At 36.5% G+C, this 24,725-nt stretch carries 25 protein-coding genes; 22 read left to right on the top strand and 3 right to left on the bottom strand.

Annotated features, from left to right (window positions below; genetic code table 11):
• Nucleotides 1–5: 5 nt before the first annotated feature.
• From KKD45_01140 to KKD45_01125, 4 genes are all read left to right on the top strand, one after another.
• Nucleotides 6–1,145 (top strand): 4Fe-4S binding protein, encoded by a 1,140-nt coding sequence (locus KKD45_01140; protein ID MBU4309110.1) that lies wholly within the window; start codon nucleotides 6–8, stop codon nucleotides 1,143–1,145.
• Nucleotides 1,146–1,270: 125 nt separating this feature from the next.
• A complete protein-coding gene (gene amrS / locus KKD45_01135; protein ID MBU4309109.1) occupies nucleotides 1,271–2,311 on the top strand; it encodes an AmmeMemoRadiSam system radical SAM enzyme in 1,041 nt (346 codons plus the stop codon).
• A gap of 147 nt (nucleotides 2,312–2,458) precedes the next feature.
• Nucleotides 2,459–3,643 (top strand): glycosyltransferase, encoded by a 1,185-nt coding sequence (locus KKD45_01130; protein ID MBU4309108.1) that lies wholly within the window; start codon nucleotides 2,459–2,461, stop codon nucleotides 3,641–3,643.
• Nucleotides 3,644–3,687: 44 nt separating this feature from the next.
• Nucleotides 3,688–4,449, top strand: coding sequence for an alpha/beta hydrolase (locus KKD45_01125; protein MBU4309107.1), 762 nt, complete (start codon nucleotides 3,688–3,690; stop codon nucleotides 4,447–4,449).
• A gap of 11 nt (nucleotides 4,450–4,460) precedes the next feature.
• On the opposite strand, the gene KKD45_01120 is transcribed toward KKD45_01125, so the two are convergent.
• The gene (locus KKD45_01120; protein ID MBU4309106.1) at nucleotides 4,461–5,036 is read right to left on the bottom strand and encodes a DedA family protein; all 576 of its coding nucleotides are present in this window, start codon (nucleotides 5,034–5,036) and stop codon (nucleotides 4,461–4,463) included.
• 159 nt (nucleotides 5,037–5,195) lie between these two features.
• On the opposite strand from KKD45_01120, the gene KKD45_01115 reads away from it, so the two are divergent.
• From KKD45_01115 to KKD45_01105, 3 genes are all read left to right on the top strand, one after another.
• Nucleotides 5,196–5,579, top strand: coding sequence for a hypothetical protein (locus KKD45_01115; protein ID MBU4309105.1), 384 nt, complete (start codon nucleotides 5,196–5,198; stop codon nucleotides 5,577–5,579).
• A complete protein-coding gene (locus tag KKD45_01110; GenBank protein MBU4309104.1) occupies nucleotides 5,576–7,069 on the top strand; it encodes a response regulator in 1,494 nt (497 codons plus the stop codon). Before KKD45_01115 ends, KKD45_01110 begins: the two co-directional genes overlap by 4 nt.
• Nucleotides 7,070–7,227: 158 nt before the next feature.
• Nucleotides 7,228–7,926, top strand: a complete 699-nt coding sequence (locus KKD45_01105) for a DUF389 domain-containing protein (GenBank protein MBU4309103.1) — start codon at nucleotides 7,228–7,230, stop codon at nucleotides 7,924–7,926.
• A gap of 83 nt (nucleotides 7,927–8,009) precedes the next feature.
• Here KKD45_01105 and KKD45_01100 read toward each other — a convergent pair whose 3' ends face one another.
• Nucleotides 8,010–8,816, bottom strand: coding sequence for a phosphoribosyltransferase (locus tag KKD45_01100; protein MBU4309102.1), 807 nt, complete (start codon nucleotides 8,814–8,816; stop codon nucleotides 8,010–8,012).
• Between the two features lie 242 nt (nucleotides 8,817–9,058).
• Here KKD45_01100 and KKD45_01095 point away from each other — a divergent pair, with 242 nt between their 5' ends.
• The 8 genes from KKD45_01095 to KKD45_01060 all read left to right on the top strand — a co-directional run bounded on the left by KKD45_01095 (nucleotide 9,059) and on the right by KKD45_01060 (nucleotide 16,326).
• On the top strand, nucleotides 9,059–9,208 hold the full coding sequence (locus KKD45_01095) for a hypothetical protein (protein ID MBU4309101.1): 150 nt from the start codon (nucleotides 9,059–9,061) through the stop codon (nucleotides 9,206–9,208).
• Between the two features lie 4 nt (nucleotides 9,209–9,212).
• On the top strand, nucleotides 9,213–9,866 hold the full coding sequence (locus tag KKD45_01090) for an HD domain-containing protein (GenBank protein MBU4309100.1): 654 nt from the start codon (nucleotides 9,213–9,215) through the stop codon (nucleotides 9,864–9,866).
• A 108-nt stretch (nucleotides 9,867–9,974) separates the two neighbouring features.
• Nucleotides 9,975–10,712, top strand: coding sequence for an SIMPL domain-containing protein (locus tag KKD45_01085; GenBank protein MBU4309099.1), 738 nt, complete (start codon nucleotides 9,975–9,977; stop codon nucleotides 10,710–10,712).
• 115 nt (nucleotides 10,713–10,827) lie between these two features.
• Entirely contained in the window at nucleotides 10,828–11,748 is a 921-nt protein-coding gene (locus KKD45_01080; GenBank protein MBU4309098.1) for an arsenic efflux protein, read from the top strand.
• A gap of 2 nt (nucleotides 11,749–11,750) precedes the next feature.
• Entirely contained in the window at nucleotides 11,751–13,382 is a 1,632-nt protein-coding gene (locus KKD45_01075) for an NAD(P)/FAD-dependent oxidoreductase (GenBank protein MBU4309097.1), read from the top strand.
• 124 nt (nucleotides 13,383–13,506) lie between these two features.
• On the top strand, nucleotides 13,507–14,277 hold the full coding sequence (locus KKD45_01070) for a hypothetical protein (GenBank protein MBU4309096.1): 771 nt from the start codon (nucleotides 13,507–13,509) through the stop codon (nucleotides 14,275–14,277).
• Between the two features lie 86 nt (nucleotides 14,278–14,363).
• Nucleotides 14,364–15,104: a ZIP family metal transporter gene (locus tag KKD45_01065; GenBank protein ID MBU4309095.1), complete on the top strand. Its 741-nt coding sequence runs from the start codon at nucleotides 14,364–14,366 to the stop codon at nucleotides 15,102–15,104.
• Nucleotides 15,105–15,285: 181 nt separating this feature from the next.
• Nucleotides 15,286–16,326, top strand: a complete 1,041-nt coding sequence (locus KKD45_01060; protein MBU4309094.1) for a hypothetical protein — start codon at nucleotides 15,286–15,288, stop codon at nucleotides 16,324–16,326.
• Nucleotides 16,327–16,419: 93 nt separating this feature from the next.
• On the opposite strand, the gene rpmA is transcribed toward KKD45_01060, so the two are convergent.
• The gene (gene rpmA / locus KKD45_01055) at nucleotides 16,420–16,698 is read right to left on the bottom strand and encodes a 50S ribosomal protein L27 (protein ID MBU4309093.1); all 279 of its coding nucleotides are present in this window, start codon (nucleotides 16,696–16,698) and stop codon (nucleotides 16,420–16,422) included.
• Nucleotides 16,699–16,972: 274 nt separating this feature from the next.
• Between rpmA and KKD45_01050 the strand changes: the two genes are divergently transcribed.
• The 7 genes from KKD45_01050 (at nucleotide 16,973) to KKD45_01020 (ending at nucleotide 24,583) form a co-directional block, all read left to right on the top strand.
• A complete protein-coding gene (locus KKD45_01050; protein MBU4309092.1) occupies nucleotides 16,973–17,371 on the top strand; it encodes a hypothetical protein in 399 nt (132 codons plus the stop codon).
• Entirely contained in the window at nucleotides 17,361–20,105 is a 2,745-nt protein-coding gene (locus tag KKD45_01045; protein ID MBU4309091.1) for an AAA family ATPase, read from the top strand. Before KKD45_01050 ends, KKD45_01045 begins: the two co-directional genes overlap by 11 nt.
• 21 nt (nucleotides 20,106–20,126) lie before the next feature.
• Entirely contained in the window at nucleotides 20,127–21,161 is a 1,035-nt protein-coding gene (locus tag KKD45_01040; GenBank protein MBU4309090.1) for an undecaprenyl/decaprenyl-phosphate alpha-N-acetylglucosaminyl 1-phosphate transferase, read from the top strand.
• Nucleotides 21,158–21,511, top strand: a complete 354-nt coding sequence (locus tag KKD45_01035; GenBank protein ID MBU4309089.1) for a VanZ family protein — start codon at nucleotides 21,158–21,160, stop codon at nucleotides 21,509–21,511. Before KKD45_01040 ends, KKD45_01035 begins: the two co-directional genes overlap by 4 nt.
• Nucleotides 21,489–22,040, top strand: a complete 552-nt coding sequence (locus tag KKD45_01030; GenBank protein MBU4309088.1) for an epoxyqueuosine reductase QueH — start codon at nucleotides 21,489–21,491, stop codon at nucleotides 22,038–22,040. Before KKD45_01035 ends, KKD45_01030 begins: the two co-directional genes overlap by 23 nt.
• A gap of 196 nt (nucleotides 22,041–22,236) precedes the next feature.
• On the top strand, nucleotides 22,237–23,172 hold the full coding sequence (murB, locus tag KKD45_01025; GenBank protein ID MBU4309087.1) for a UDP-N-acetylmuramate dehydrogenase: 936 nt from the start codon (nucleotides 22,237–22,239) through the stop codon (nucleotides 23,170–23,172).
• Between the two features lie 205 nt (nucleotides 23,173–23,377).
• A complete protein-coding gene (locus tag KKD45_01020) occupies nucleotides 23,378–24,583 on the top strand; it encodes a hypothetical protein (GenBank protein MBU4309086.1) in 1,206 nt (401 codons plus the stop codon).
• The last annotated feature ends 142 nt before the right edge of the window (nucleotides 24,584–24,725 follow it).

Genomic DNA, 24,725 nt, shown 5'->3' with positions numbered 1-24,725 from the left:
AAAATATGAAAAAAATATTTACATTTCGTTTTATTGTACAGGTTTCAGTTTTCGCCTTACTCATCTTCCTTTCATTGAGTCATTTAAAATATGGCATTGAAAAGGCTGCTTCTATCGATGCTTATTGTCCATTTGGGGCTGTGGAAAGTTTTTTGACAAAAATAGAAACCGGTGATTATTTAAAAAGAATATGGACAAGCGCTTTTCTTTTGATGGGAATTACACTTTTGACGACTGTGCTGTTTGGCCGTGTCTTTTGTTCCTATTTTTGCCCACTGGGCGCTTTGCAGGAATGGTTGCGAGCGATTGGTCGCAAGTTGGGGATTAAGAAAGATATTGAATTACCAAGGAGTATTGATAAATATGCACGCTATTTGAAATATCTTGTATTAGCTTTTATTGTTTATTATTCATATAGAGTGGGTGATTTATTTTTCCGAGACTATGACCCATACAATGCCTTGATGCATTTTGGTAATGAATTCGAGGAAAAGGTGGCTGCTTATGCCATCTTGGGCATAGTATTGGTATCAGCTTTGTTTTCAAAAAGTTGGTGGTGTCGATACGCTTGTCCGATGGGTGCCTTCTTGGGTATCGTTAAAAAAATTAGTCCGTTTAAAATTAAGCGCGAGTCGTCAACTTGCACGTCCTGTGGCAATTGCGATAAGGTGTGTCCGGCCAATCTGGATATTCAAACGGCGGAAGCAATTAAGTCAGCTGACTGCATTAGTTGCTTGAATTGCGTTAGTGATTGCCCTAGTGATAGCTTGAGTGCACGGGTTTTTAATAAGTTGTTGAGCAAAAAAACATTTGGAATTATCGCAGTGCTTAGCTTTCTTGTGCCTTTGGCGATTGTGGTTGTGACACCGTTTTGGGAAACAATGGCACCTTCAAATATTGTAAACACAAAAGGTGTAATTGATGTGGCGAATATTCGTGGTAGTAATACACTTAAAAAAGTAGTTGAAGATTCCAAAGTGCCTCTTGAAGTGTTTGTTAATGAATTGAATTTACCGAAAGATATTGATTCTTCTTTGATGTTAAAAAATATCGGTATCCAATATGATTTGAAAAATGCCGAAGGTGCTGTTTTGGAGACTGAAGATTTTCGAGCGGTGATTAGTGATTACTTTGCGAATAAATAAAATCCCATAAATATATCTTAAAATACGGTCAGCGATGGCCGTATTTTTTTTTCTATAGTAGATTATATTAATACTTAATGTAGTTATAATGTGTATGTTATATAATCTTAATGAATGAAATAATTATGCAAGAATGTCTAAATTATAAAAAAATTGACGAAGAAAAGGTGCAATGTCAAAATTGCCATCATTTTTGCATAATTAGTGAGGGGCAGGTAGGAATTTGCGGAGTGAGAAAAAACCAGAAGGGAAAATTATCTCTTTTGGTTTTTGGCAAAATCATAGCAGTCAATATTGACCCGATCGAAAAGAAGCCATTGTTTCATTTTCTACCAGACAGCAAGGCATTTTCTTTGGGGACCTTGGGTTGTAATTTTCGCTGTGCCAACTGTCAGAATTTTAATATTTCACAGATTTATGGACTGAAGGGATCAGTTGATAAATATAATGAAATTGATTGGGGTTATCAATTAAGCCCTGAGGAAGTGGTCCGACAAGCGCAGGTGAATGACTGTAAATCGATTGCCTATACCTATAATGAGCCGACGATATTTTTGGAATATGCCTTGGATACAATGAAGCTAGCGCGAAAGGCCGGATTGAAAAATGTTTGGGTGTCCAATGGGTTTATGTCAGATCAGGCCTTGGATTTAATTATTCCATATTTAGATGCGATAAATATTGACATTAAGTCCTTCAATGATGAATTTTACCGTAATAATTGCGGGGCACACCTGAAGCCGATTTTAGAGAATTGTAAAAAATTGGTTAGGCGTGGAATTTGGTTAGAAATTACAACATTAGTAATCCCCACTTTATCTGATGATGAAGAAATGCTACGACAAGTAGCAAGATTTATTAAAAAAGAATTAGGTGATTTTGTGCCGTGGCATGTCAGCGCTTTTTCTGGCGCGATTTCTTGGAAATTGCAAAATTTACCAGACACGTCCATTGTTAAAATTAAACGCGCCTATGATATTGGCAAAGAAGAGGGTTTGAAATATGTATATGTGGGGAATGTTTTGGAAAAAAATTTGGAAAATACTTATTGCAAACATTGTGGTAAGATGGTGATTGAGAGAAAAGGTTATAATATTGCTCGGATGGATAAAGGCGGAAAGTGCCAAAAGTGTCATGAGAAAATGGATGGAATGATGGGTAATTAAAAAATTACAAATTTATATTATTTAAATAAATTATATAAATTTAATGAATTACAATAAAGTAAAAGTTTGTTAAAATTAAGATTAAGACATAATCTTGATTTTTTTGTTATTCAGGTGTATGATGTTCTTAGCTAATGTTTCAACAGTATGGACTCAGAAAATCAAAGAAAATTAAATATCGCCATTGTTTGCGATCCGATTACCGACTATGTAGCCGGTTCTTTTGTTTCCGCTCTGCGCTTTGCAGAACTGTTGAAAAGTCGCGGACATAAGGTGATCTTTATTGCTGCTAAGTCGCCAAATAATAACGGTTATCGTGACCACTACAATGGCATTAAGGCTTATCGCTTCCCAGCTATTTTATTACCAAAGACGGAGAAACAATTATATATTTCTTTTCCAACCGAGGGGCAGATTAAGAAAATTTTAATCGAAGAAAAAATCGATATTTTGCATAATATCATTCCAACACCATCTTCAATTGTGGCGACCAAAGCGGCAAAGTCTTTGGGAATTAAAGTGGTAACGCATTCACATTCACAACCGGAAAATGTTTTTCTACATTTGCCAAAAATGATGCCTAAAGGCACCTTGAATCGAGCTTTTTATAAATTCATGTATTGGTTGTATCACCAAGCGGAAGCGATTATTTATCCAACAGAGTTTGCAAAAAGATTATTTCCTGATTTGAATAGCGAGATACAGACAGCGGTTATTTCCAACGGCGTTGATACTTCTCATTTTAAAAAAACCAATGCGGATGAATTTTTTAAAAAATATAACTTAGATAAGACTAATAAGCATTTATTATTTGTTGGACGTTTTCATCCTGAAAAATCCATCGACACCTTGATTAAGGCGGTGCCGAATATTATTGCGGCAGCACCAAAAACGCATATTATTTTGGCTGGATCTGGTCATCAAGAGGAAGCAATGAAGAAATTGGCGACCAGTCTTAATCTTGATGAATATATTACTTTTTGCGGCAAGGTGAGTGATGAAGATTTGGTTTTGGCCTATAGTGCGGCAGATGTTTTTGTTCTTACCTCCTTGGCGGAATTGGAGGGCATGGTGGTGCTTGAAGCGATGGCTTGTGGCATGCCTCTTTTGATTGCAGATGCCAAGGATAGCGCATCGGTTTTTTTGGTTGACGGTAATGGTTTTTTGTTTAAGGCTGAGGATTACAATGATCTAGCGCGAAATGCAGTTCGCTTATTAAATGATGATGAGCTTTTGAAAATCATGTCAAAAAAGAGTCTTCAACTTAGTCGTGAATATGACATCAATCGTAGTGTTGATAAGCTTTTGGATTTATATTACTCAATACTTTAAATATGACTGAATATATTTATTCTCCCAAAAAAATATATTATAAAATGAATGAATTTAAGTCGGATCGTCCAACCTTGTTTTTTGTGCACGGAATCTCTGGTAGTTCGTCAGCCTGGAAGTTGTATGAAGAAAAGTTTAGTAATAAATTTAATATTTTAACTTTCGATTTGCGCGGACATGGTAAATCAGCTAAATTTCCTAATCTGGAAGATTATGCTATTAGTAAATTTGCAGAAGATATTTTTGATTTACTTTCTTATCTAAAAATAGAATCTTTCATTTTAGTCAGTCATTCTTTTGGCGTCTTAGTTGCACTTGAATTTATGGCTCAACATATGGGCATGGTCGAGAAAGTTATTTTTCTTAGTCCTAACTACGCACCGAATCGAATTCCAATTGCAAAAGTTATTAGACCATTATTTAATTTAGTTGGCTTGTTAAAAATTTTGCCTTTTAATCCGTCAAGCGGAGAGCATATTGATTATAATCGTTTCAAAAATACTGGCGACTGGAATATTCCACGTATGGTTGCCGATGTTAGTAATACTAGTTTACGGGTCTATCTTTTTGGAAGTCGACAATCATATGAAGTGGACTATGAGGCAATTGTTAATCAAATCAATCAACCAACTTTGATTGTGCATGGCAAAAAAGATTCAATTTTTCCTGTGGCTGGTGCAATTAGCATGTCGCAAAAAATAAAAAAATCCAAGTTAATTCTCTTGGATGAAGCTGATCATATTTTAGTTTTAAATAATTTCCCAGAGGTAGCCGGTGCTATAGAGGCCTTTGTTGAAATTAAATAAAACTGCAAATTTTATATATCTTCTTTTTTTTGAATCTTCTTGGCTAGCATAACATAAACAGTCAATAAAACAATTCCTAAAAATATTGTGAAAAGCGCATAGTAGTCAAAATATGTTCCAATGCGGACAAATGATTTTCCAAATAAATAACCAATAATAATTAAAATGAGAGACTTGGGGATTGTGCCTAATCCATTGTAGTATAAATATTTTCCAAAAGGCATTTTGGCTGCGCCAGCCGCAAATAAAAAAGTAGTGCCAATGCCATGAGCAAGTTTGCTTAATAGAATTGTTTTGCCACCATGATTGTCGAAATGATGTTCCAGCTTTTCCAACCGACGCGGCGTTAATCGCAAAAGCCTTAGGCCAAAATCTCGCCCCCATCTTCCTAGAGAGTAATAAAGACAGTCTCCGGCTAAATCGCCGATGATGATAATCGCATAGGTTAGATAAAAATTCATTAAACCCTGGGCGATCAAAAAGCCGCCAATAACCGAAATAATCGGGCCTTCTATAACAACTACTGGAAATAGAATTATATATTGAAATTTAATTAAACTCAAATATATTTGTGCTAAAGTTAACATAGTATTATTTTAACAAATAAAAACTAGTTTGACAAAAGGGGGTGAAAGATTTAAGGTTGCAATGTAAATAACCACAAAACGAACCTTGACAATTTAATAAAAAATCATTATCGCGATTAATTGAGGTATTGTTAAAATCTAGCACAAGGAGAGGCTGGCATGACCAATGAGAAACGAAAATGGAAACCGAGGCCACATGATGCGAATACCCTAATCGCTAAAGCGCATTTTGCATTAAACAACCAGCGATTAATGGAGTTGGCAATTCTTTGCGAAACGCCAAGCTCTGCTCAGGCACAAGCTATAAACGAAGGGTACTGTATTGAAAAAATTGACACTTGGAATCAGCGTGCATATAAAATTCAAAAAACAGGTACCAAGGGGGCTTATGCGGTTTATTGCTTAGTAATGTTGAAAAGAAATTATCCAGAAGTTTTTTGGAATCTTTCCATGGTTATGGAAGCCAAGCAGAATCTTGTAAATCAGGGTCGCATAGTCCTGAGCGGCAATAGCGACGCAATTCAAAGTGGAGGCAAGTCATGAAAATAAAATATTTGAAGGATTTGTTTGGGCATAAGGCTCAGGGCGATTTTATTCAAGTGCAAAGAGTTTTAATCCTTGTTGCCGTTTTTTTAACATTAATTATCTTGGCGCAGGGCTACAAAATTAATCAAAATCAGACTTGGTGTTTTATTTTTTGGGTAATTCTCATGATTGGCATATTTTTTGTTCATGGGAAATTTAAAATCATATTTCGAAACAGGGATATGGCCGAAGCTAAGATTATTGACTTGAACAAGCAGATGATTCGCCAAATCCAGGAGTTGCACACGGAGAAAAATAAGAGCGAGTTGACTGAAATTGAGCGTGTAAAGCTTCAAGATAGATTGAATCAAGCACAAAAAATGGAAGCTATTGGCACATTGGCGGGAGGAATTGCACATGACTTTAATAATATTCTGAGTATTATTTTTGGGTATACAGAGTTAACGATCGCATTGGCACCAAAAGATTCTGAACAAGAAAAAAACTTAAGCCATGTTGTAGCAGCGGCTAAAAGAGCAAAGCTACTTATCAATCAAATTCTTTGTTTTAGCCGCCAACATAAAGCTGAGTTTATGCCATTGCAATTATCGACTTGTATTAAGGAAATATTAAAAATGATGCGATCTTCGTTACCAACGACGATTAAAATCGTGCAGGAAATAGACAATGAACAAAACTATGTTTTAGCTGATGCGACGCAAATACATCAAGTTGTAACAAATTTATGCACAAATGCTTTTCACGCAATGGAGCAATTGGGCGGCGCATTAACAGTAGTTTTGAAAAAAGTCGTTATCAGTGAAGATCAGGTTCTAAAAAACGAAGATGCAAAGCCCGGCGCGTATATGCAGTTGTCAATTTCCGACACTGGTGTTGGTATGGATTCAAGAGTAAAGGAAAGAATCTTTGATCCCTATTTTACCACTAGGGGTGCTGGCAAAGGAACCGGTATGGGCTTGGCCATCGTCCACGGAATAGTGGCTACCTATGGCGGCTTCGTGACGGTTGATTCTGAATTGGGAAAAGGTTCTACGTTTAATGTTTTTATACCTCTCTGGTGTGGAGAGGAAGTAAAGTGCCAAAAAGTAGATGAGTTGATTATTCTTGGTAGTGAAAAAATTCTCCTAGTTGATGATGAACCGCAAATTGCCGATGTTTGTGCAATGGGTTTAAGATTATTAGGGTATGATGTAATTAGTACCACTAGCAGTCTTGAAGCTTTGAAAATTTTTGAAGACAGTCCAGATTCCTTTGATTTAATTTTAACTGACCAAACAATGCCAGAGTTAACTGGGGCGCAATTGGCGGATAAAATTATAAACATTCGACCAGATATTCCGATTATCATGTGCACTGGCTATAGTTCAATTATGTCACCGGAGGTAGCTAGAGGACTAGGTGTTAAAGAATTTATTCTAAAACCAGTAAAGATGTCAGATTTATCAATAATTATAAAAAAAGTATTAGAGGATGAGAAAAACAAATAAAATCCCTGCGGGGAATAACCGGGGACTACAGAGATGTGGTCCCTATTTTTTTAATTTTTAAAAATGATGATGTTGTGTTATAATTAAATTCGAGGAGTTTATTTAATTATTAATCCTAAATAAGGTAAAATGTAGTTTATTTTTTTTAAGTATTTTTTATGTTTAATCCATTTCGAAATAGTAATAACCATTCTATTGTACATCTTTTTGAAGTAAGCAATGCAGAAAGAAACGAGCTTTGTGCTAATATTATTGAATCATCAGCACCTAGAAGTGATTTTTATTTTTTAGTTTTTCTTTCCAGTATAATCGTGAGTTGGGGAGTGATAATTAATAGTATTGTTCTTGTTATTGGGGGCATGCTCGTGACGCCACTTTTATCACCGATTTTAGCAATATCCCTTGGGGCGGTAATTTTAAATATCAAAGTTTTAATTAGATCAATTCGTATTTTGTTGTCTTCTTTTTTTCTAGCAGTACTAATCGCTTTCGTATTGGGTAAAAGTATTGAATTCAATTTATTGTCTTCGGAAATCGTAACCGCTATGCACCCGTCAATTTCTGTTTTCGCTATTGCAGCTATTGCTGGTGTTGCCGCTAGCTTTACTTGGGCCAAAAAAGAGCTTAACAGTAATTTGCCAGGTGTGGCTATTACTGTCACCTTGATTCCGCCGTTAACAGTGGTTGGACTTGCTTTATCTCAGAATGAAATGCCGGCTTTTGAAAATGCTTTAAATGTTCTCTTGTTAAATGTAGCTGGAATTATCTTGGGCAGTTTGTTAATTTTAACCTTAATGAAATTTTACAAGTCAGAGAAGAAAGTGATGGCGGAAATAAAGGAAGAGCAAAAAATGTAATTATTTTAAATTCGCAAATAAAAAAGCCAACTTGCAAAATTAATATTTTGTTTGTTGGCTTTATTTTGTTATTTTTGAACAATTCAGAGCTGCGCTGTTGTTATGCGTGTCCAGCTTTCCTCTGTTTTTTTGGGTTTATCCCTTGGTACACCGAGCGCGCATAGCGGACAGGGTGGCGTATCTGGATATTTATTTCTGAGATCGTCGGTCGCGCCAGGTGGCATGTATTCTCTTATGCGGTGCTCAAACGCAGAAAGGACCTCATATTCGTATCCATCAACAATAAATGACTTAAGACCGCCACGGTTAAGGAGTACAATCTCCACCTTGATAATGGCACTAGCGTCCACCATGCCACACTCAGTGGCGTCGTTTATTGTTTCTGTGATACCAGTCGCTTTTGAGCAGATATCCTCAACAAGAAGGAGGGATTCATTTTTATTTAATTTAGTGAGGAAAACAATGTGTCCCTCTGTGGTCTTTGCAACTCGAGCCAATTTTATGCCCAGAATTTCTGCAAGATCCTCGCCGAGTTCGGTGGCAGCATCTGGTACTCCGGCAAGATGGGTGGGCATTTTCATACCTTTATCTACCCGTTCCAAAATCATCCATTTGAGCTGATACGCCATAATTTTGCGTATGTTTGGATATTGTTTAAGAACTCCTTTTAGATTTACAAATCCATCACTACAAAGCTCTGATTTTAAAATTGCATGATATCCGACCTTTCCATTTTTTAAGGCCTCACGGTCGTAAAACCATAAGTTGTTAAGAGTTTTGAGAATATGGAAAAATTCCTCAATCGAAATTTTCCGCATCACATCTTCCGGCCTAAGATTTTTCAGTCCTTCCTTATCCAGTTTAAAAATATCCATAAATTGGTTATCCATTTTTGCCCCCTCGTATGCTTAGATTAATATTTAAATGTACGGAATTATTTCCCAGACTTTAGCATTATTTTTCAAAATTGTCAACCTCGTTCTTTTTTTATTTTTAAATATTGTCATTCTGGAAGGAGCTAGGGCGACTGATAGAATATTGTGTATTTAATTTAAATATATTAATTGACACCTATACCAAAATAGAATATTCTTAAATTACAACAATCAATTTTTGATATAAAATTATTCATATGAAAATTATTCACAAATCTCAGACAAACGAATTTAAAAATAGCGATGTGTGTATCGCCACGGAATATCCAATAAATGACAAAGATATTAATGTTGCCCATGTCGAAGTATTGGGAAGATATCCAGAACAACATAAAGACGTGGAATAAACTTATGAACAAAAAACAAATAATCGAAAAAACTAGAGAATATATTGAAAAGAAATTATCGGGCGAAGGGTCAGGGCATGACTGGTGGCATATTTATCGAGTCTGGACGCTTGCCAAAGAGATAGGCAATAAAGAAAAAGGGGATTTATTTGTGATAGAATTGGCGGCCTTGCTTCACGATATTGCTGATTGGAAATTTACCGACGGTGATGATAGTGTAGGACCTAGGCTAACATCTGAGTGGCTGCAAGAATTAAAAGTTGATAAAGATATTGTTGAACATGTTGCAGCAATAATAAAAGATTTGTCTTTTAAGGGCGCTGGTGTCAAAACCACAATGAAGACACTGGAGGGTGAAATTGTCCAAGACGCTGACAGACTCGACGCGATCGGTGCTATAGGAATAGCGAGAACTTTCGCTTATGGCGGACACACTGGTCGAGAAATGTATAATCCGGATATCAAGCCAGAAATGCATAACTCATTTAAAGCGTATAAGAAAAACAATAGTCCGACTATAAATCATTTCTATGAAAAGCTATTGCTTTTGAAAAATCTAATCAACACCAAAACAGCTAAAAAGATTGCAGTTGCGCGGCATAAATTTATGGAGCTGTATCTGAAAGAATTTTATGCGGAGTGGGACGGAGAAAAATAACAATCGTTAGAATGAAATAAAAAGAGCGGAGAAAAATCTTCTCTCTTTTTCATTTTGCCAAAATATGGTACAATAAATGCATAATCTTTATTATTAAAAAATAATTTTATGCAAAAAACTCATACCTTTCTAGCTACTTTGGTGATTTTAGTAGTTGGTGCAATTGTCATTGTGTCGTTAATAACCACGAATAAAATTAATAATCAAGACCGTTTTTCTGTGGTCGGTTCAGGCACTGTCTATGCCAAGGCGGATATTGCTAATATTAACGTGGGTTTGAAGACGGGGGCGAAGAAGACGGCGGCGGAGGCGACGAAGGACAGCACTGCAAAAATGAATAGCATTATTGCTGAATTGAAAAAATTGAAAATTGATGACAAGGATATTAAAACCAGTGACTACAACTTGAACCCTATATATAATTGGACTAATAATAAAGGGCAGGAGTTAATTGGTTACGAGGTGACTCAAACTTTAACTTTAAAAATCCGAGATTTAAATATTATTGGTGATGTAATTGCAAAGACAACCGAACAGGGCGCTAATCAAATCGGTAATATCAATTTTACTATTGACGATGAATATGCCTTAAAAAATCAAGCACGGGAATTGGCAATTCAAAAAGCCAAGGAAAAAGCGCAGATGATTGCGGATCAAGCGGGAATGACATTGGGGGCAGTCAAAACTGTGACCGAAAATGCTAATCCGATTGTGTATCCAATGTACTCTAATACCAAGATGGAATTAGGTATGGGCGGGGGCGGAGATGCCTTGACAAGCCCAACCGTTCAAACTGGTCAAAATGAAATTAAGGTTGATGTAACCTTGGTTTATGAGGTGAAATAATTAACCTCCTTGAGCGAGAAAAGAGTTCATAACGGACTCTTTTTTAGTTGACTATAATGCCCAAGAAGGATATAATTACCTTGAGTTAATTATTATTCCTATATAAATAAATTATATGTACGAACTATTTTTAGATGTTTTACTTGACTCGGTGAGCATGATCCCCTTACTCCTAATCGTGTATATCGGTATTGAGTTGGTTGAATATAAATTTGGCAATTTGATCAGAAAAAAAGTTCAGGGTGCTGGTGCTGCCGGTCCGGCAATTGGTGCCCTTGCTGGAGGTTTTCCTCAGTGTGGCTTTTCCGTGGTTGGGGCAGCTTTATATTCACAGAGATTGGTAACAATTGGTACCTTGTTGGCTGTTTTTCTATCAACGTCTGATGAGGCGATTCCAGTTATCTTATCTCAGCCAGACAAGATTGGAATTATTTTGCCACTAATTTTAACCAAGATAGCCGTGGCAATAATAGCGGGCTACACAGTTGATTTCTTTTTTAGAAAGAAAAATAAATTCACTCTAGAACATATCGAGGCTTATACACACGGGCACGATGACTCGCACCATAATCATGACTCTGTTGTTGATGAGATTGCCTGTTGCGGACATAGTCCTAGCTCAGAATCGAAAAAATTTAATCCCAGGGAAATTATTTGGCACCCGATTAAGCACACGGCGAAGATTTTTTCCTATATTTTCGGAGCATCGCTATTGTTAAATCTAATCATCTTCCAAGTTGGCCAAGCAACTTTTGAAAAATTATTCCTTGGTCAGAGTTTTTGGCAGCCATTTTTAACAGCGCTAATCGGCTTGATTCCAAATTGTATTGCCTCGGTCACCATTACACAAATGTACATGAGTCACGCAATTACATTCGGTTCCGTTATTGCCGGCCTTAGTGCTAGTGGCGGTCTTGGTATTTTGGTTTTATTTCGTGAAGAAAAAAACAAAAAAGACGTGCTCAAAATCATGGGCCTTCTTTATGGAATTAGTGTTATCGCAGGACTTATTATTCAATATGTTTTTAAAATGTAATTATGAAAAATGATAAATTAATCAGAGTTGAAGAACTAACACTTGGTCTTGAAGAGGATGAAAGTGTTTTGGGGTTGCGCATTGCGGAGCTTTTAGAAATTAAAGAGGCGGAATTATTAAAATACACCATTGTTAAACGGGCAATTGATTCACGCAACAAACGTAAAATTCTCTTTGTTTTTTCCGTAGATGTTGAGTTGAAAAATCCTGAAGATTATTTGCTTAAAATTGTAGAAACGCATAAAGATAAGATAAAGCGCCACCGCATTCGATTACAAATGCCTTATATTTATGAATTAAAAATCATATCTCAAGACATAAAAAGCCAGAGACCGGTCATTATTGGTTCTGGACCGAGTGGTTTATTTGCTGCCTTGCTTTTAGCCCAGGCCGGTTTAAAACCTTTGGTGGTGGAGCGGGGTAAAGATGTTGAAGCGCGGATAAAAGATGTCAATCAATTTTTTAAAGAAGGAAAATTAAATACACAATCAAATATTCAATTTGGTGAAGGCGGGGCAGGGACATTCTCTGATGGAAAATTATACACCATGGTTGATAATCCACGTAAGAAGTATATTTTTGATGAATTAATTAATGCGGGCGCATCACCGGAAATTGCCATTGATGCTCAGGCACATATTGGCACTGACAAATTGCGCAAAATTGTTAAAAATATTCGTGAGAAAATAATTAAATTAGGCGGTGAAGTGCGCTTTGAGACTTGCTTAACTGATATTGAAATTGTTGATGATAAAATTGTCACAGCCATATTTAATGAAAATGAAAAAATAAGCGTCGATGAGTTAGTGGTGGCTGTGGGTCACTCGGCGCGCGACACCTACGAAATGCTTCATGAAAAAAATCTAACAATGACCGCAAAGCCGTTTGCAATCGGTCTGCGTATTGAGCATCAATCGGAAATGATTAACAAATCACAATATGGCAACTTTTATAATCACCCCAAATTACCAGCCGCTCGCTATAAGTTAGTCGAGCATGTAACCGAAAGCCGTTCTGTTTATACTTTTTGCATGTGTCCAGGTGGCTATGTTGTTGCAGCCGCTTCCGAAGATGGAAGATTGGTTACCAATGGTATGAGCGAAAACGCACGCGACAGTGATAATTCCAATAGCGCTTTATTGGTAAACGTTTTACCCAGTGATTTTAAGTCTGACCATCCCTTGGCTGGTGTTGAATTTCAGCGCAAATGGGAGGAAAAAGCTTTTTCAGTCGGCGGTGGCAATTACCGCGCTCCAGCCCAATTAGTAGGTGATTTTATGAGAAATAAACCATCAACTGACACCAAGAGCGTTACTCCGACCTATCAACCAGGTGTGCGACTCACTTCACTGAGTAGTTGTTTACCAGATTACGTTTTAAACAGTATTCGCAAGGCTTTGCCTGAAATGGAAAGAAAAATAAAAGGCTTCTCTCATCCCGATGCTATTCTGACTGGAGTAGAAACTCGGAGCTCATCACCAGTGCGCATTTTTCGTGATGAATCCTTACAGTCTAATATAAAAGGCATTTATCCAGCTGGTGAAGGTGCTGGTTATGCTGGCGGAATCATCTCGGCGGCAATTGATGGGATGTTGGTGGCAGAAGCAATTATTGATAAGAGGCTGAATAAATAAGCATTGCCAGAGAATCAAAAAAATGCTATATTTAATACATTGAGGCATCTCTATGTTCTCTCTTTTATAATTAAATAAATCCATCTGTAGTCGACATGATGAATTGCGGCTGGATAAAAAAACTATGAAAAAAACTCTATCTTTAGTGGTTGCTTTTTCCTTAATCTTGGGATTAGCAGTAGCTGTTAAGGCTGATGGCTTAGAAAAAATTTCTCACCCTTCAGAAATTAAAAACTTCGGACAAATCGTAAAAAAAGGCACAGCGTTATGGGGTATTAGAAAGGGCGCTGAGGGTAAATCAATGGCAAGCGCAGAAAAGAAAGAAACTAAGAAAGAAGATGTTGCAGGAGAATTGGAAAAAATTCCCAATTTGGCTGAAATGAATAATTTTAAAGAAATTAAAAAAATCGGTACATCTTTGTTCGGGATCAGAAAAGAAGCTAAAGTGCAAGAGAAGAAACAAGTGAAAGAAATGAAGAAAGTGCAAGCTGGTGCTGTTCCATGTGTTAAAGAAGCGATCAATGCTAAGGATGCGGCCTTGAAAGAAGCCTTCACTGCTTACTCACAAACAATCCTTACAGCTTTAGATGCTCGCAATCTTTGTCAAATCAACGCGCTAGATGGCGAAAATCAAATCGAAGCAAACAAAGCTTGTGCAACAACTTACCAAGAGGCTGTAAAGAATAGCAATAAAATAACAGCTGCTGTTAGAAATGAGTCTTGGAAGAGTTATACTGAAAAATTGAAACAATGTGTTAAGGCGGAAGCGTCAACAATAACAGCTACAGATGCCTCAACAACACCGGCAGTTGTAGAAGCAACTGAAACACCAGAAACTGAAGAAGTTTTGAACCTAGAAGATGGTGGTAGTGTTGATGTAGAAGCACAAATATAATTATAGAAATAAGTAAAAGATTACAAAAGAGGCTATTAGCCTCTTTTGTTTTTGTGTAAAATAAACAAATAGGGTAGAATATAGACATGACTAATGTATTAGTGATTATAATAATTTCTCTTGTTGGCCCTCTGATTGGCTCTTTATTAGGCGTCTTTAAGAAGTATAACGCTAATCAAATTCACCACATGTTGTCATTTGCAGCTGGTGTGATGGTTTTTGTGTCAGCTTTACAATTACTACCGGAAAGTTACAAAAAAGTTTCCCCAGCGCTACTTATAGTCGGTGTTCTATTTGGAGGCCTTGTGATGCATATATTGAATAAATTAATTCCACACTATCACCATTCTCGATCTGGGCTTGAAAGTCGGGCAGAAAAATTAAAAAGATTGGCTCTTTTTATCTTTCTCGGTATTTTTATTCACAATCTACCAGAAGGTATCGCTATCGGCATCGGCGCTCTACCAGGTTTTAATTTCTCTATCTTAATTGCTCTCGCTATTGCTATTCATGATATTCCAGAAGCAATCTGTGTGGCTGCGCCACTTTATTACTCAACTGGAAAAAAATTTAAATCATTTTTACTAACTTTTTTAACCGTCATTCCAACTATTGCCGGTTTTTTATTAACTTATTATTTCTTTAAAAACATCTCTGGTTTTTTACTCGGTCTTATTATCAGCGCCACCGCTGGTGTCATGCTCTATATTTCATTTTGGGAATTACTACCAGAGGTTATGAGCCAAAAGGGGAAGAAGTTAAAATATTTACCAAGTTTTCTCGTAGGTTCTGTCTTGGTTTTAATCCTGCAAATATTATTTAAATAAAATCTTCAAATAATTAAAATCTCGTTTAATAAGCGAGGTTTTTTGTATTTTTAGCTAATTTTTTTAACATTTTTTTAAAATCGAGAACCAGTATTGACAAAATCAGATAAATATACTAATATATTCAATTCATCGGACGCGCAAAAGTGCGTCTACAAACAACAAAGAAGGAGGTAACACGATGAAGATGAAAATGTTCTTTTTATTTATGGCAATGTCGCTGTGTTTAGCATCAAGTGTTTTAGCGCTTGATAACGGTAAGTGGGAAATTGAGGAGCATATTGATTTAGGGGAATTTCCCCTTGGGAAGGCAGATCTGACCGGTAAAATGGGGCACGAGATTATTCGGCTCAACACTTTGCCCGATGGGCGTTTTGTTCGGATTTATGTTCGGACGAACAAAGTCGGCAGTATTAAAAAAAACAAAGAGTTGGCAGAGGAACGTGGTCAGGCAGTCATTGGTGTATTGAGGGGCGTTGTTTCATTTGAAAAACTTCCCGATAGCAACCTCGAAGTTGCTAATAGTCGTTATGATAAAGATGGTGTTGATGCCCAGGGTGCTTGGATTGAGATTTACAAACCTCGTCTAGAGTCAACAGTTCTTACGACGCCGGAGACAATTTCTACTGAGACAGAAGGAGTAAACAATAACCCAGTGAGGCGTAAGCCTGGATTAATTGCTCTGTTGGCAATAACGGTGTGTTTTACCATTGGTGGACTTGCACAGATATTGTTCCGAAACAGACTCCAGAATGTTCCGACAATTAAAGGTGAAAAAATCGAAACAAGCGAGCAAGTGGCCATGTGCATGTCGCACAAGTCAGGAAGTAAAGACGATGTGCAAAAGGATGCAGTGGTTGAATTACCGCCGGTTGTCGCGCCCGTTGTTTTCCAAACCAAGCAGGAGCGCCTTAATTCTATTACACGGGCTAATAAAAAATTCTGCCTAGATAAAACTGGAAGTGCTGATGTTGTGGCAACTTTTAATGTCGAGGGAATTAAATTCTATGTTTATGGCAAGATGAATTTAGACGGTAATTACCCAACTTTTTTTCAAGGCCCTGATGGATTGTTTGTCGCCGACAAAAAAAGAAGATGGCGGGCAAGCGTCGAGTCATCTGTTCGTCAGTGTCTTGCTGAAAAGAATAGCGTAGAAAATCCTCAAAACTTTGAGAAGTTAAATTTGGCAATCAAGGAAAAGAATATTTTAATTATTGTCTAAAAGAATCAACCCCCACGCAAAATAACGCGTGGGGTATTTTTTTACCACAAAAAAAGCAGTTCATATCGAACTGCTTTTTTATCTGAAAAAATTTTAGATAGCTTCAACGCTGACAAATTTTGTGCTCTTCAATTGGTTATTGAATTTACGAACTTTTTTAGTTGAAAATTTAACAATACCTTGAACAAGAGAAAATAAAGTGTCATCTTTTCCTATTTGAACATTTGTACCTGGATGAATCTTGGTGCCTCTTTGTCTAACAATGATTGAACCAGCTTTTGCAAATTGTCCACCGGAAAGTTTTGTACCTAGGCGTTTACCTGCGGAATCGCGGCCGTTACGACTGGAGCCACCAGCTTTTTTATGTGCCATATGATTGGTCTAACTAATGAATTCTTAAATATTACTTGCAAATTCCCGGTAAAGGACGGGTCGGTGCTCATAAATAATAGATTTACATTATATTAAAATAAAAAGACCTTTGTATTTTCACAAAGACTTTGTGTAATTATTTATGATTATAGTATATCAGGGTGGATAACTTCTGTCAAGTATTTTACCATTTTTTAACTTAGCTAATTTTAGCTATTTTTATTTAATAAAATGTTTTTTATAATTAGTCAAAATATGTTATAATATTGGTAATATGAAAAATAATGACACTTTACTATACAGTGGCAAAATAATTTTAGAATTTTTGCAGAGTATTTTGTATTTTCCCCTTTGGTGGTATAGCCTTGGGTTATTAATGATAGTCAAGAAAAATCTTAATTTTTTGCGTGATAAACAAAGATCTCTTGGTGTATTTATCTGGATCAAGAATATTTTTCGACCGATGTATGGGCAAACAGACATATCAGGGCGCCTAATTAGCGTATTTATGCGCATGGTGCAAATTATTTTTCGCTCTTTGTTTATGCTTTTTTATACTTTAGTGTCTTTTGTTTTTATCCTGCTTTGGGTGGCTTTACCGTTTTTTGTTTTTTATGAAATTGTTTATCAAATTTATCCCAATATTTCTCTAATATTTACTAATGCCCAATAAAGAAGAACAATTTATCGTCTGTCCCGTTTGCAATGGCTCGGGCAAGAATAAACTCGGCTTCGCATGCTCAAGTTGTATGGGCATGGGCTTGGGATTTTTTAGTTTTGGTAAATTTTATTATTGGAAACTCGGACTAAGTAAAGCAGTTATCCAATTAGATTTTGCGCGACGTAAATTAAATTTCTTCCTAAACTTGATTGCATATGTTGTTTTTTTGACTGGAGTCGCAACTTTAGCAATCTGGCTTTATTTTGTTTCACTAAATACACAAACTCTTACTGATTATTTCTTTTGGAATAAGCAACACCCCTTGATTTTGATTTTCTGGATTGGTGTTATTGCTGGGATGTTTATCTTTTTTCGAGTTAGCGAGGAATCACGTAAGCGTAGACGTATTGAAAAAACCGAATACGAAGACCGAACTAATACTAGACGATTACCAGACAATTGGGCTGAGTTGGTAAAATCTGGAAGCGAAATTAGAGTTGAGGTCTCACACGGTTTTGATGAAAAGATTTTTAAGGTAATTGAAGATGCTTTTTTACTGGCAATCAAACTTGGCAATGCCGAGGTTAATCCCGTGCATTTATTTTTTGCTGCGCTGAGTGATAATGAAGTTGTGGCAATTTTATCACGACTAGACACAAACCTTAACAACTTGATTGAAAAAATAAAAAACTATTTACTCAAAATAGAATCAGATGCGCAATCCTGTGATTTATCCAATGAAACAAAAGAAGTTTTGATTAGTGCTTACTTGGAGGCGATTTCATTTAGACAAAAACATGTTTCTGTCAGCAATCTTTTAACAGCATTGATAAGTAAGGACGAGTATTTAAAGGAATTGTTTTTGGAGTTTGAGATTACAGCTGAGAAGATTTTTAATGTAGTATTATGGTTTCATATTAATGAAAAAATGATTGAAAATTATAATATCTATCAAAAGAAGGCTCATCTAAAGCCTAAGACGAGTATGAATCGATCCTACACCGCAATTGCAACGCCTATTTTAGATAGCTTTGGCTATGACTTAACACTGGTCTCCGCGTATGGTCGTTTGGAATTTTGCGTTGCGCGTGAAGAGGAATTGGATAATATTTTTTCAACTTTTGAAGGCGGTAATAACGGTGTTATTTTAGTCGGTGCCACCGGCGTGGGTAAGAAAACCATTGTCGGAGGTGTGGCTGAGCGGATGGTGCGTGAAGATGTGCCATCGTTTATGCGTGACATGCGCCTGGTTGAGATCGATGCTTCGCGAATTATCAGTGGGGCAACGCCAGCGCAGGCCGAGGGGAGAATGTTGTCAATCCTTGATGAGGTAATTAGTTCAGGCAATATCGTTTTATGTGTTTATGACATAGAACACCTGATTGGAATTAGTAGTGGCGAAGGTGGCAGCTTGGATTTGTCAGAAGTTTTGGCCAATGAAATTGAAAGACGCAATATTTACTGTTTAGCTACGGCTGGAAGTGACAATTATACCAAGTACATTGAACGCAAGACACTGGGTCGCGCAATGAAGAAAATTATTATCGAAGAACCGGAAGGTGATCAGGCAATTCAAATTGTCGAAAGTAAAATTGGTGCCATTGAGTCTCATAATAAGGTCTATTTTTCTTATGGTGCTATTGAAAAAGCAATTAGTCTATCTCAGCGCTATATTCATGATAGCTATTTACCAGAAAAGGCGATTAATATTCTTAATATGACCGCGGTTAACACTGGGCAAGTTAGGGAGGGCATAACAAAAATTGTGGAAAATGATGTGGCCCGCACCGTATCGGAAATAACCAAAATTCCATTAACCAAAATCACTATCAGTGAAGGTAAAGAATTATTACACCTAGAAGAAAAAATGCACGAACGAATGATTGGTCAAAATGAGGCAATTGAAAAGGTGTCAGCTAGTTTACGTCGTGCCCGCACCGAACTACGCGAAAATAAAAGGCCGATTGCTAATTTCTTATTCCTGGGACCGACGGGCGTAGGCAAGACTGAGTTAGCCAAAACAATTGCCGATGTTTATTTTGGTGATGAGGCGTACATGATTAGAATTGACATGAGCGAATACCAACATCCTGATTCAGTGGATAAAATGATTGGCAACACTGACGGTGTCAACGGCTACCTCACGGAAAAAGTGCGCAAATTACCATTCTCTCTAATTCTTTTAGACGAATTGGAAAAAGCGCATCCTGATATTTTGAATTTATTTTTACAAGTACTAGATGATGGTCGTTTAACTGATGGACAGGGTCGCACAATTGATTTTACCAACAGTATTATTATTGCCACCTCTAATGCCGGCGCGTCCTATATCCAAGATTCAATTTTTAACGGCATCGACATTGAAGAGATTAGAAGAGTCTTAATTGATGAACATCTAAATAAGGTTATGCGTCCAGAATTTATCAATCGTTTTGACGGCGTGATTGTTTTTGAACCACTTAGCATGCAAAATATAGTACAGATTGCTCATATTATGTTAAAACAAATTGAATCAATGCTGCATGAAAAGGGAATTGGCTTTCGCGTGCAACAAGGTGGCGTCATGAAACTCGCCCAAGAGGGTTATGACCCGAAGTTTGGCGCTCGTCCATTGCGTCGTGTTATACAGCAAAGAGTCGAGGATGCAATTGCCAATAAAATCCTCGCCGGAGAACTTAAAAGGCGAGATGTTGTAGTTTTGGATGAATCTGCTAAGATTGAAGTTGAAAAGGGCGTGGCCTTATAAAAAATGAGTTTATAAAAACAAATGCAGTATATTTTTTACTTTATTATTACCACTTTTTTGTCTTTTATTACAGTTTTAATGATCAGGAAAATTGCCCTGAAATTTAATTTTGTTGATAAGCCAGATGAGGATCGGAAAAAACATCCCAACCCCGTACCACTTATGGGGGGCTTGGGGATTTTTTTGGTTTTCTTTATGATGTTATTCTTGAATCAAGATAAGATTTTGGCCGGCAATCTAAATATTCATCATTGGTTAGGTTTTTTTGCTGGTGGGATTATTCTAATGATTGGTGGCTTTCTTGATGACAAATATCGCATGAAGGCGGGTACGCAATTTATCTTTCCTGTTCTGGCCATTATTTTAGTTCTGCTTGGCGGTATTGAGATTAGTAAAATGAGTAATCCCTTTGGTGGTTATTTATATTTCAATAAATTACTTTCCAATATTTTTCTTTTCATTTGGTTAATGGGCATGATGTACACCACCAAGCTTTTGGATGGTGTTGATGGTTTAGTTTCAGGCGTGGTGGGCATTGGCGCGTTTATTATTTTCCTCTTTACGATGACGACAAAATACTACCAACCGGACATCGGCTTCGCATCTTTAATTTTATCGGCGGCTAGTTTTGGTTTTTTACTTTTGAATTGGCATCCAGCGAAGATCTTTCTGGGCGAAGGGGCTTCCTTATTTCTTGGATACGCGTTGGGAGTTTTGGCAATCATCTCTGGTGGCAAAATAGCCATTGCTTTATTAGTGATGGGCATCCCGATTATGGATGTTCTCTGGATAATTATTCGACGCTTACGCGAAGGTAAAAATCCTTTTAAATTTGCCGACCGAAAACATTTGCACTTTCGCCTGATAGACTTAGGTCTATCACCAGTCAAAACTGTTTTGTTTTATTATTTAATTTCAACCATGTTTGGAATAAGCGCACTCTTTTTGCAAAGTCTGGGCAAAGTTCTGACAATTGGTTTTCTGGTATTATTCATGTTGTCATTAGTTTTATTTTTTCGATATATTGATAAGAAAGTTATTAAAAATTCTTTATGAAGAAACACCTCCTTATCATATGGACGATTTTCGTCTTTTTATTATTAACAATACCAATGGCGCCGATTACGAGCGACATTGTTGATAATTACATCGGAATCGACAAGATAGCGCACTTTCTAATGTTTGGTGTTTTTTCTTTTTTATTAATTTATGCGTTCATAGATGAATATAAAAACCGCGTCATTTATTTTATCAGCATCGCGCTAGGTTTTTTATATGCCGCGCTTGGTGAAGTCGTGCAATCATTTTTACCCACAAGGTCAGTTTCTTTATATGATTTTTACGCCGGGGCCACCGGTTCTTTATTCTTTGTAATTTATTTTTATGCCCGAACCAGAAAAGCCTAGAATATTAATGCAGATTTGCTGTGTGGGCTGCGGTGCCTACATAATTGACGTTTTGAAAAATGATTTTGCGCAAATTGTTTTATATTTTTACAATCCAAATATTTGGCCAAGCGCCGAATATGACAAACGCCTAGAGGAGGCGAAGCGAATTGCGGAAAAATATAAATATGAAATGATTATCGCTGATTATGATCATACAACATGGTTGGAAATGGTAAAGGGATTAGAAAAAGAGCCAGAGAAGGGGAAGCGCTGTACCGTTTGTTACCATGATCGTCTAGAGGCGGTAGCACAAAAGGCAAAAGAGTTGGGCTTTGATTATTTTGGGACAACACTAACCACTAGTCCACACAAAGACGCTGAGCGCATCAATCGTATAGGTTTAGAGTTGGCTAATAAATACGGCATTAAATATTTAGAGGAAGATTTTAAAAAGGGTGATGGTTTTAAAAAATCATGCCAGCTTACCAAGGAATTAAATTTATACAGACAAACATATTGTGGCTGTGAGTTCAGTTTTAGAAAATGACACCAATGGCGTCATCCCCGCGAAGGCGGGGATCCAGGCGCCACTGACCTTGGGTACATAACTATAGAAACTCGTCTTAATAAAAATATTGATAATAATAAATACATTTTAAATTTTAATTATCCTTATACTGAAAATAAGATACTAGGTACCTGGATCCCCGCCTTCGCGGGGATGACGGAGAAAAAATAACATTATGAACATTCAAGAAAATATAAAATTAAATAATTACACTACTTTTAAAATCGGTGGCATTGCTCGTTTTTATGTTGAGGTGGGCGACGATACGGAATTAAAAGATGTTTTTGCCTGGATTGAGGCGGAAAAATTAAAATGGTTAATCTTGGCAGGTGGTAGCAATGTTTTATTTAATGATGACGTTTTTGATGGAGTAGTTATTCGCCTGCAAAATAATGATTTAATTATGCGCGGTGACAGATTGGAATGTGGAGCTGGCGCTAGCCTTTCCAAAGCTGTGACTATGGCCACCAAAGAATCCTTGTCTGGCCTAGAGTGGGCGGCTGGTATTCCGGGTTCAATTGGAGGCGCCGTTCGCGGCAATGCCGGTGCTTTTGGCGGACAAATTGCTGATACTGTAGAAATAGTAGAAGTTTTTAACCTAGAAAAAAATAAAATGGAGATATTAAGCAGTAAAGATTGTCTATTTGCCTATCGTGATAGCATCTTCAAGGAAGAGGAAAGAAAATATATTATCTGGAAAATATTTTTAAAATTAAAAAAGGGCGAACAAGGTGAGATACAGGAATTAGTTGGCAAATATATTGAACACCGAGGCAAGACACAGCCAAGACTACCTAGCGCCGGTTCTGTTTTTAAAAACTTTGACGCTGATTTTATCAAGGCAGAGAATATAGACCTATACGAGACTGCCACGGAGAAGGGCATAATTAAAAATAACAAAATTGCCGCCGGATGGGTGATTGATCAGCTTGATTTACGTGGCAAGAAGATTGGCGGTGCCAAAATTAGCCTAGAGCACGCCAATTTCATCGTCAACACTGGTGATGCAAGCGCCAAAGATGTAATAACCTTGATTAGTTTTGTCAAACAAAAAGTTCGCGACAAATACAAAATTCAATTGCATGAGGAAATTCAGTACCTTGGATTCTAAAAATTTATTGCTAAAATTAGCTTATTTTTCGCCAAATTTGTTTAGCTGGCAAAATGAGCTAAATACACTTGACTAATCCAAAATTTTATGCTATATTATTGGAAACTTATGAAAGTTGTTTAAAAGTCAACTCTTACATTTTGAAATTTTTTATTTTATTTATTTAACTTTGCAAGCTCCCCGTGCCTTGAGAATGCAAAAATATATGGAAGGATTATCTATCCTAGATCAAATAATCGACAAGCAAAAAGCTGAGGTTATCGACAATCTAGATACAATTGAGATTATCAACAATCTGTTCAAAGAACTTTCTGAAAGGGAGAGGGATGTGTTGTTGCGACGTTACGGTCTTCGTAATGCCGAAAAAGAAACTCTAGAAAAGATCGGTACTGTTCATAATTTAACTCGTGAGAGAATTAGACAGATCGAAACATCTAGTATCAAAAGATTGCAGAGTTTAAAAAACTTGGATAATTATATTTCCAGTTTGAAAAAAATCATTTTCCAATTGTTAGAGGAACATGGTGGTATGATGGAAAAAGAGTTTTTGATGGAGGTTTTAGTGGGTTATTCATTATCATCTATCAATCTTGATATTGCTGATGAAGAAATTCACAAGAACTATATCAATTTCTTGATTACCAAATTACTACACCAAGAGTTTGAGGAAGTTTTGAATTCCAAACATTTCAAAGAATTATACAAATTAAAATACCAAAAGATTAATTATCTTGAGGAATTAGCTGAAGAAATTCACAACAAGATTGCTGAATCTGAAAAGGTACACAATACTGATGATTTGATTGACTTAACAAAAAGCTTAGAGAAATTTAAAGAACACGAAGAAAAATTGAAAAGGGAAAACAGTTTGAATACTGCCAAGGTTCTGAAGTCTAGGTTTTTTAAAGAGTCACATGACATAATTAACAACAACAAAGTTTTATATTCAGTTTTGAGATCATCTCGAAAAATTGCCCAAAATGAATTTGGTCATTGGGGTGTTCACAACTGGAGAGAAATTAAGCCAAAGACTATCAATGATAAGATTTACTTAGTTTTGAAAAATTATAAAGAACCAATCCATTTTTCTAAGATTGCCGATATTATCAATGAAATTAAATTTGATTTTAAGTCAGCAAATGCAGCGACAGTTCATAATGAATTGATATTGGATAAGAAATACGTTTTAGTAGGCCGTGGCTTGTACGGACTGAAAGATTGGGGATTTAAGAAAGGAAATGTTATAGACGTGATTGAAGAAGTTCTTGAAAAAGAATCACCTTTGACCCGTGATGAGATTATTGATAGAGTTCTGGAGAAAAGAATCGTCAAAAAGGCTACAATTATTCTAGCTTTGATGAATCGAGATAAGTTTGAAAGAGTTGATAACGGTTACGCTTTGAAGAAGTAATATACATTTTATATAGAAATAGAGACGCAGTAATGTGTCTCTATTTTTTTTGTTTTCGCTTATCCGAAAATTGGCATTTTTACAATTTTTGCCACCATTTCTTGCATAACGGTAATTTTATTGCTAATGTAAAGTTATTAAT

The organism is Patescibacteria group bacterium (assembly GCA_018897195.1).
Taxonomy (GTDB): Bacteria; Patescibacteriota; Patescibacteriia; order Patescibacteriales; family UBA12075; genus JAHILH01.
Note: the sequence above shows the minus strand (reverse complement) of the source record. Positions and strands in the feature narration are given on the sequence as shown.

Coding starts and splice junctions, on each gene's coding strand:
- KKD45_01140 (MBU4309110.1), top strand. CDS start 6: ATGAAAAAAATATTTACATTTCGTTTTATTGTACAGGTTTCAGTTTTC.
- amrS (MBU4309109.1), top strand. CDS start 1,271: ATGCAAGAATGTCTAAATTATAAAAAAATTGACGAAGAAAAGGTGCAA.
- KKD45_01130 (MBU4309108.1), top strand. CDS start 2,459: ATGGACTCAGAAAATCAAAGAAAATTAAATATCGCCATTGTTTGCGAT.
- KKD45_01125 (MBU4309107.1), top strand. CDS start 3,688: ATGAATGAATTTAAGTCGGATCGTCCAACCTTGTTTTTTGTGCACGGA.
- KKD45_01120 (MBU4309106.1), bottom strand. CDS start 5,036: ATGTTAACTTTAGCACAAATATATTTGAGTTTAATTAAATTTCAATAT.
- KKD45_01115 (MBU4309105.1), top strand. CDS start 5,196: ATGACCAATGAGAAACGAAAATGGAAACCGAGGCCACATGATGCGAAT.
- KKD45_01110 (MBU4309104.1), top strand. CDS start 5,576: ATGAAAATAAAATATTTGAAGGATTTGTTTGGGCATAAGGCTCAGGGC.
- KKD45_01105 (MBU4309103.1), top strand. CDS start 7,228: ATGTTTAATCCATTTCGAAATAGTAATAACCATTCTATTGTACATCTT.
- KKD45_01100 (MBU4309102.1), bottom strand. CDS start 8,816: ATGGATAACCAATTTATGGATATTTTTAAACTGGATAAGGAAGGACTG.
- KKD45_01095 (MBU4309101.1), top strand. CDS start 9,059: ATGAAAATTATTCACAAATCTCAGACAAACGAATTTAAAAATAGCGAT.
- KKD45_01090 (MBU4309100.1), top strand. CDS start 9,213: ATGAACAAAAAACAAATAATCGAAAAAACTAGAGAATATATTGAAAAG.
- KKD45_01085 (MBU4309099.1), top strand. CDS start 9,975: ATGCAAAAAACTCATACCTTTCTAGCTACTTTGGTGATTTTAGTAGTT.
- KKD45_01080 (MBU4309098.1), top strand. CDS start 10,828: ATGTACGAACTATTTTTAGATGTTTTACTTGACTCGGTGAGCATGATC.
- KKD45_01075 (MBU4309097.1), top strand. CDS start 11,751: ATGAAAAATGATAAATTAATCAGAGTTGAAGAACTAACACTTGGTCTT.
- KKD45_01070 (MBU4309096.1), top strand. CDS start 13,507: ATGAAAAAAACTCTATCTTTAGTGGTTGCTTTTTCCTTAATCTTGGGA.
- KKD45_01065 (MBU4309095.1), top strand. CDS start 14,364: ATGACTAATGTATTAGTGATTATAATAATTTCTCTTGTTGGCCCTCTG.
- KKD45_01060 (MBU4309094.1), top strand. CDS start 15,286: ATGAAGATGAAAATGTTCTTTTTATTTATGGCAATGTCGCTGTGTTTA.
- rpmA (MBU4309093.1), bottom strand. CDS start 16,698: ATGGCACATAAAAAAGCTGGTGGCTCCAGTCGTAACGGCCGCGATTCC.
- KKD45_01050 (MBU4309092.1), top strand. CDS start 16,973: ATGAAAAATAATGACACTTTACTATACAGTGGCAAAATAATTTTAGAA.
- KKD45_01045 (MBU4309091.1), top strand. CDS start 17,361: ATGCCCAATAAAGAAGAACAATTTATCGTCTGTCCCGTTTGCAATGGC.
- KKD45_01040 (MBU4309090.1), top strand. CDS start 20,127: ATGCAGTATATTTTTTACTTTATTATTACCACTTTTTTGTCTTTTATT.
- KKD45_01035 (MBU4309089.1), top strand. CDS start 21,158: ATGAAGAAACACCTCCTTATCATATGGACGATTTTCGTCTTTTTATTA.
- KKD45_01030 (MBU4309088.1), top strand. CDS start 21,489: ATGCCCGAACCAGAAAAGCCTAGAATATTAATGCAGATTTGCTGTGTG.
- murB (MBU4309087.1), top strand. CDS start 22,237: ATGAACATTCAAGAAAATATAAAATTAAATAATTACACTACTTTTAAA.
- KKD45_01020 (MBU4309086.1), top strand. CDS start 23,378: ATGGAAGGATTATCTATCCTAGATCAAATAATCGACAAGCAAAAAGCT.